Source organism: Anaerovibrio sp., from assembly GCF_024697385.1.
In the GTDB taxonomy this organism is placed as follows: domain Bacteria; phylum Bacillota; class Negativicutes; order Selenomonadales; family Selenomonadaceae; genus Anaerovibrio.
Genome location: NZ_JAILFV010000173.1, coordinates 1 through 6,552, shown reverse-complemented (window position 1 = coordinate 6,552; position 6,552 = coordinate 1). Strand labels below are relative to the sequence as shown.

The 6,552-nt window shown below is 39.2% G+C and carries 5 protein-coding genes; 2 read left to right on the top strand and 3 right to left on the bottom strand.

The window, feature by feature from the left end; genetic code table 11:
* Nucleotides 1-38: 38 nt before the first annotated feature.
* Entirely contained in the window at nt 39-1,283 is a 1,245-nt protein-coding gene (locus K6C05_RS09135) for a glycosyltransferase (RefSeq protein WP_296733912.1), read from the bottom strand.
* A gap of 11 nt (nt 1,284-1,294) precedes the next feature.
* The gene (locus K6C05_RS09130) at nt 1,295-2,023 is read right to left on the bottom strand and encodes a LytTR family DNA-binding domain-containing protein (protein WP_296733910.1); all 729 of its coding nucleotides are present in this window, start codon (nt 2,021-2,023) and stop codon (nt 1,295-1,297) included.
* Nucleotides 2,024-2,438: 415 nt separating this feature from the next.
* Here K6C05_RS09130 and K6C05_RS09125 point away from each other — a divergent pair, with 415 nt between their 5' ends.
* Entirely contained in the window at nt 2,439-3,764 is a 1,326-nt protein-coding gene (locus tag K6C05_RS09125; RefSeq protein ID WP_296733908.1) for a GHKL domain-containing protein, read from the top strand.
* Nucleotides 3,761-4,078 carry a hypothetical protein gene (locus tag K6C05_RS09120; protein WP_296733905.1) on the top strand — a complete coding sequence of 106 codons (318 nt, stop codon included), beginning with the start codon at nt 3,761-3,763 and terminating at the stop codon, nt 4,076-4,078. Before K6C05_RS09125 ends, K6C05_RS09120 begins: the two co-directional genes overlap by 4 nt.
* Before the next feature lie 168 nt (nt 4,079-4,246).
* Here K6C05_RS09120 and K6C05_RS09115 read toward each other — a convergent pair whose 3' ends face one another.
* Nucleotides 4,247-5,938, bottom strand: a complete 1,692-nt coding sequence (locus K6C05_RS09115; RefSeq protein WP_296733902.1) for a carbon starvation protein A — start codon at nt 5,936-5,938, stop codon at nt 4,247-4,249.
* Nucleotides 5,939-6,552: the final 614 nt, after the last annotated feature.

Genomic DNA, 6,552 nt, shown 5'->3' with positions numbered 1-6,552 from the left:
TAACACCTAAGTCACCAAACGGAACATAAAATATACGGCTAAAGCCTCCATAAATAATTCAGTTCATCCAGTGACAAATCACCAGTACACTCCGGCATCAGAAGAGTGCCATCTGCAAAATTCTCAAACTCCTTTAACCCTCTTTGCTCCAGTAATGATTTGATTTCGGCATAATCACTCCAGAAAACCAAGTAATATATATAGCTTGATGAATCGATAAAGGGTAATTTCCCTCCCGGTGGCAGGAACATATACCTATCATCCTCCCCAAGGGCAAAATCATTTCTCAATCGGACTTCATCAACCTCCAATCCCATGAAAACCAGCTTTTTGTTTCTGCTTTTATTAAATATCTGCTGTATTTTAGAAAATCGTATTCTGGCCTGATGAAATGTATACGCCTTTGACAGATGATAGCCATTATAAATAATCCTGTCATCAATCCAGGGAGTCTGCATCAAAAACTTCAAAAAAAGTGCATAGAAGCTGTCATTGGTATTAATACCATAATCCCGGCCAACATAATGGTATATTCCTTCTTCAACCTTATTGCCACCATATCCACGGGCCCATATCACCCTGATATTGTAATTCCATGGCAAATGATGAAATACTTTTGAATAAAAGGCTATAAGAATATCATTGTCAAAATATTCCCACCGACCATTATTGGCAGACAAAAATTTAAGTCCTTTCAATAACAGACTGCCCTGCTGACGGAGAATATCCAGATTCATTAACAAGACTCCGGCATTGAATACAGTTTTTACGGAAGCAAGTCCATTTTTAAAAAGGAATGAGTCTCCCGGCTTTATATCAGCAGTCTTTCCATAATGGTCCAACACTGACCAGTCAGACACTGCTGCTATCCCGGAATCACCGGTCGGTTCAAGCCAAAGCTTATTTATATCAACATTTACTATGGTGTCAGCATCCAAAAATATAACCTTATCTATATCCCGAGGCAACACCTCCGCTATGGCCAACCTATATAAATTCACCTGAGTGTAGCGTTTTGACAGGAACCCTGCAGGTAATATGCTTTTTCCTTTTTCCAGGGTCGCTCCTATAAGCTGAGGAACATTATAAAAATTAATCTGTTGACCATGGGAATGAACCAGCGACCTGAAATTTTCCTTATTTTCCTCTGAAAGAGTATTATCATTTAATAAGTGAAAGATTACAGGTTGTTCAGTATTTTTCAATACAGAACACATTGAGGCAGCTACAAACTTACTATAATTCCCTTCCTTATCCGATAATGTATAACAGATATGTATCATCAAAAACCTCCTTACCTATGAACCATATAGTGCATATACGCAGCCTTGGTGTCTTTTTGCCTGCGCTGGCTGATAGGTATTTGCGTTCCGTCATTCATAATGAAAAAATCCTTGTCCATACGCTTTACATAATCCATGTTGATTATTATCCTATGATGACATTCCACAAAATTTTCCTTCAGCAACAGCATCTGACTGCAGCTATTATAGGAAGTCACGGTATCCATTACCCTATCATCCATATGAATACACAATTTATGCTGGGAATTTATGTTCAGATAAACTATTTTACGCATTGGTAGATTAATATCACTACCATCCATTATGACACTTAATTGATCTTCACTTTTAAGCAGCTGGGGAAAAATAAAATCCATAACTGTGAGAAAATCATCAAGGTTATCTGCAATAGGCTTCAGTATATAGCCTGCGGCAAACACCCTATAACCCTCAAGCATATGCTCCTTGCTACTGGTCAAGAACACTATGGGAACCTTTTCATCCTGAAGTCTGACCTCCTCGGCTGCTTCCATCCCTGTCATATTCACCATGTAAATATCAAATATAATAAGATTGAATTTACCTGGTTTAAAATCTTCCAAAAAGGCTTCAGCAGAGGGAAAAGTCTCCAAGGTAAAATCCGACATTAAATCCGGATACTTTTCAACTGCATATTTATTTATATAACTGACTGCTGCCTGACGATCAGTTTCACGGTCATCAACAATAGCAATATTCATAAACATTCTCCTCAAAATAATAGGTTGTGCCTAAAATTAATCCAACCTGTCAACAAAAATATTTATTCACTTTGGATAATAACGGGTATCAAGATGTGAATACCCTCTCTGTACTGAATAAATGGCACAAATATGTATTTATCTTACAATTTTATATATATCATAATAATCATAATGAATCCATAGCAAATCAAAAAGTGATGAAAAATCCCAAAAAGTGGACGATTTTTTTTCGATTTTTTACAAAATTTGCCAAAAAAACCATTGATTTTTGCAAATTAATATCATATAAATTTTCACTTTTAACATTTTGTCTGTATCTTAGGTTAGTAAAATTTTCCCATTTTTTAAAAAAAAGAAAAATTATCGCTTAATCGTATTGTATAATATGATTAAGCAGAATGGAGGTAATGACATGAGCATTTCAGCTGTTGTCTTTACAATAAAAATATTACTTATTCACCTCGCCGGGACATATCTCAGATATTTTTCCTTCAGGGAACAGATAGATGAACCATCCACAAGGAAATTCTTTAAAAATGTAGTTCTCATAAGTATACTTTTAATACCGGTTTATTATAATCTTTACACATCTACCAGCATGCTGACTGCGACCTATAAAATAATGCTCATGGTGGGCTGGATTCCCTTCCAACTGCTGTTTATGCTGACCATTCGCAACCAAAAGCTTGCCCATGTTTTTGTTTTCAGTATGTTTATGGTATGGACATTCATCATTCACAGTCTTAGCTGTATAGCTATTGCCACCTTTTTCAATGACCGTGAGGAACATGTGGTCATACAGGCAGAAGAGTTATTCTACCTGATATTTTTCCTGTTATTTTTACCTTTAGCCAAATATGTTTTTGCAGCTTTACTGCCTGCCTTTGCTAAGTTTACCCGCCCATTGCCACGGATATATCTTGCATTTCTTCCACTGATAATGACCACAGGCTATCTTACAATGATAAGTGATGCTACACTATGGCACTCTTGGGAGGAAAGAATCAGTCGTCTTGTACTGCCGGTAGCTTTCTTTATGACCTATCATTATATTATTGCCACATCAAACAGACTATATGAACAAAAGCATCTTCAGCACACGGCCAATATAATGCAGCAGGAGCTGCTATATCTGGAAGAAGCTCGTCTGCTGGCGATAGACAACCGTAAAAAATTAAAAAAGCAGCTCAGTAATCTGATTAGTGATTACGATAAGCTGCGGGAATTAATCAGCACCGGAAAAATTAAGGAGGCACAGGCTTACATCAGTGAGCAGGAGCAAATAATCTCCTCCACGGCCATTACTTCATATACTGATTATTCAATAATAAATGCGGCAATATCCATTTACCTTCAAAGAGCTCACACTACCGGAATCAATACCATACAAAAAATAAATCTTCCCCGCAATATGAACACCGACGAAAATGATTTGGCCGTACTGTTGTCAAACCTGCTGGAAAACGCATTGTTTGCCACTTCAAAAAATAACGGGCAAAAACAAATAACAATGATACTTCAGCACAACGGGGCCCAATGTGTTCTGGAAATTGCCAATACCTTTAATTCTCATCTCTATCTTGGTGAGGATGGTTTGCCAAAAACCAACTCCTCCGGCCATGGAATAGGTATGCTCTCACTGAAAAATTTTGTGAAGAAATACAATGGTTATGTTGACTTCAGCCAAAAAGACGGTTGGGTACGGCTGACCATGTATTGGGAGGATGTACCATTATGATGATTTTCGCCATTATATTAACCATTAGCCAGATTATTATTTTGTACTTCTTATTTAATAAGGAAACAAAAGAAAATATCGCTAAAGAACAGACCAACGATCTGCTAAGGCTGCGTCTTGAATCCCTAAAGCATGAAGCTATGCTGATAAATAATGACATTAACACCACCCGCATTATCCGTCATGACCTCAGGCATCATTACCGTCTTCTGTATGCCCTGTTAAAGGATAATTCTGTTGAAGCTGCCTTGGAACATATTGATAATCAAAAGCTGGTCCTGGAAGCCCTGCAGGAAAAAAATAAAGAACTGTAAATATTATTGTAATATTGATAAATAATAAGCGGACTGCATGATATGTGCCGGCCCCCAAAAAGTTAGACCATAAAATCTGGCAATTGGAGGTTGGAACAATGCAATCCGCTTATTTCATGTATATATACAATTACAATTTATTTAATGATGCAAGACCAGCTAATTTCATTACATGGAAACTACCCCATCTGTCTTGTCTTCATTCACTTCTCCCTTGACAAGCTCAGCACCGCAATGCTTTACAACCAATACGGCCAAGGTCATCAAAGCCAATGCCAAAACAAGCTGCAGTCCATCTACCATGAGTACGAAGCCACCATTCAACAGCTTGCCATATATACCATAAACACTGATAAACAAAGCGCTCATGGTAACAACGAACATGAATACCATAGGTACATAAAGCATCCAACCCTTGCGTCCGGTAGTGCGGAGGAATACAGCCAGTGCAATCAGAACCAATGCTGACAACAGCTGATTTGCAGCACCAAACAATGGCCAAATATTCATATAGCCTGCCAGACAAAGCATATAGCTCAATATCAGGGTCAATGCAGTTGAAAAATATGTATTGCCAAAGAGCTTACTCAGAGTTCCCTGCTCCTCACCTTCATTAACAGCAAAGAGCTCCTGCAGGGACATGCGGCCGATGCGGGCAACGGAATCGATAGTGGTCATAGCCAGGGCAGATACACACATTGTCATGAAGCAAACTGCAACATGCTGTGGCAGACCAAACATCATAAAGAAACCACCAACAGCGCCTGCAAAGGTCTGGAAGGGAGTACCCTGTGGCAGTACACCATCTGTTGCTGCAGAACAAACTATTACAAGAGCAACTACACCCAAAAGGGACTCAACAAGCATTGAACCATATCCTACGGTGAGCATATCCTTTTCATTGTCTATAGTCTTGGAGGAAGTTCCGGAGGAAACAAGACTATGGAATCCGGAAACTGCTCCACAGGCAATCGTGATAAACAGTATAGGGAACAGGCTCTTGCCATTAACCTCAAAGCCCACAAAGGCAGGCATATTTATAGTAGGATTAGCGATAAGTACACCTAAAACTCCACCGGCAACCATACCCAAAAGCAGGAATGATGACAAATAATCTCTAGGCTGCATCAGGAGCCACATTGGCATAACGGATGCGATAAAGCAATATCCAAATACCACATATCTCCACATATGTGCGTCAAAATACAATGGAAAAGCCATTCCACCGGCCATCATTGCCAGGAAGAGAACAAGACCAACTGCAAATTTAGACTTTTCCTTTGGCTGAAATTTGCGGATGAAAAAACCGAAGCCCATGGCTACAAATATATAAAGCATGGATATGGAAGCAGCAGAGGCATTTGGTACAGCCAGGCTGCCATCTTTGGCAAAGCCATTAAAGGTATTTGCTACGATATCAGCAAAAGCTGCTATAACCAGAAGTGTAAATAGCCAGCAAAATAGGAGAAACAGCCTGCGCCCTGTCTTACCCACATACTGTTCGATAAGCATCCCCATGGATTTTCCCTGATTTTTGACAGAAGCATAAAGTGCTGTAAAATCCTGAACAGCTCCAAAGAAGACACCACCTATCAACAACCAAAGAAGTGCAGGCAGCCACCCAAACATCGCAGCAATGATAGGACCGGTTACAGGGCCTGCCCCGGTGATGGATGAAAACTGATTAGAAAAAACAGTAAATCTTGAGGCAGGTGTATAATCCCGTCCATCCTCCAGTGCGTGTGCAGGTGTTTTGGCGTTTGGATCAATACCCCAAGTCTTGACAAGCCATCTGCCATAGCCCAGATAGGCACAGGCGAATACCACTATTGCCAGTCCTACTACCATTAAACCATTCATTTTTACTCCTTCTTTCTCTCATGATAATGAATAATGACTAGATAAAACCAACACAAAAGCCTTCGTCCTCATTTACAATGAAGACGAAGGCTTAACTCCGCGGTACCACTCCAATTATTGCATCGCTGCAATCACTTTATAACAGACCATCATCTGCCCTTTTTGATAACGGTGAAGACACCGGAGGTACTTACTACATAAAATGCGTTCAGCCCTCTGCTGACAGGTGATAAAATACAGAATGTCCTTGCCCCACTCACACCTTATTGGAGCTCTCTGAAAAGTCCATGCCTCTGCACTCGCGTCCTGAGTTATTGCATTTGTGTTGTTTTATTGTGCTAATATTAACACTCATTTTATATTCGGTCAAGTTTTTTTGTAAAATTGTAACATTTTTATTTTTTTGTCTTCTTGTAGTTTTATAATATAAGTTATATAACTATGTTATTATCTCTAAACCTAATTTTTTTATGTTATTAAATACATATGAAAAATAAACAGCCACCCGCCTAGCGGGTGGTTTTTCAGTTTCGGGCATAGCCCTTTTCTATTGGCGGCCCACAAGTGGGCTTTTTAATTGGCCTGCCAGCCACGCATTTTATATTAGCAACCCG

What these genes read in the sequence shown, in the direction of transcription:
- K6C05_RS09135 (WP_296733912.1), bottom strand. Translation starts at nt 1,283, where the DNA reads ATGATACATATCTGTTATACATTATCGGATAAGGAAGGGAATTATAGT.
- K6C05_RS09130 (WP_296733910.1), bottom strand. Translation starts at nt 2,023, where the DNA reads ATGAATATTGCTATTGTTGATGACCGTGAAACTGATCGTCAGGCAGCA.
- K6C05_RS09125 (WP_296733908.1), top strand. Translation starts at nt 2,439, where the DNA reads ATGAGCATTTCAGCTGTTGTCTTTACAATAAAAATATTACTTATTCAC.
- K6C05_RS09120 (WP_296733905.1), top strand. Translation starts at nt 3,761, where the DNA reads ATGATGATTTTCGCCATTATATTAACCATTAGCCAGATTATTATTTTG.
- K6C05_RS09115 (WP_296733902.1), bottom strand. Translation starts at nt 5,938, where the DNA reads ATGAATGGTTTAATGGTAGTAGGACTGGCAATAGTGGTATTCGCCTGT.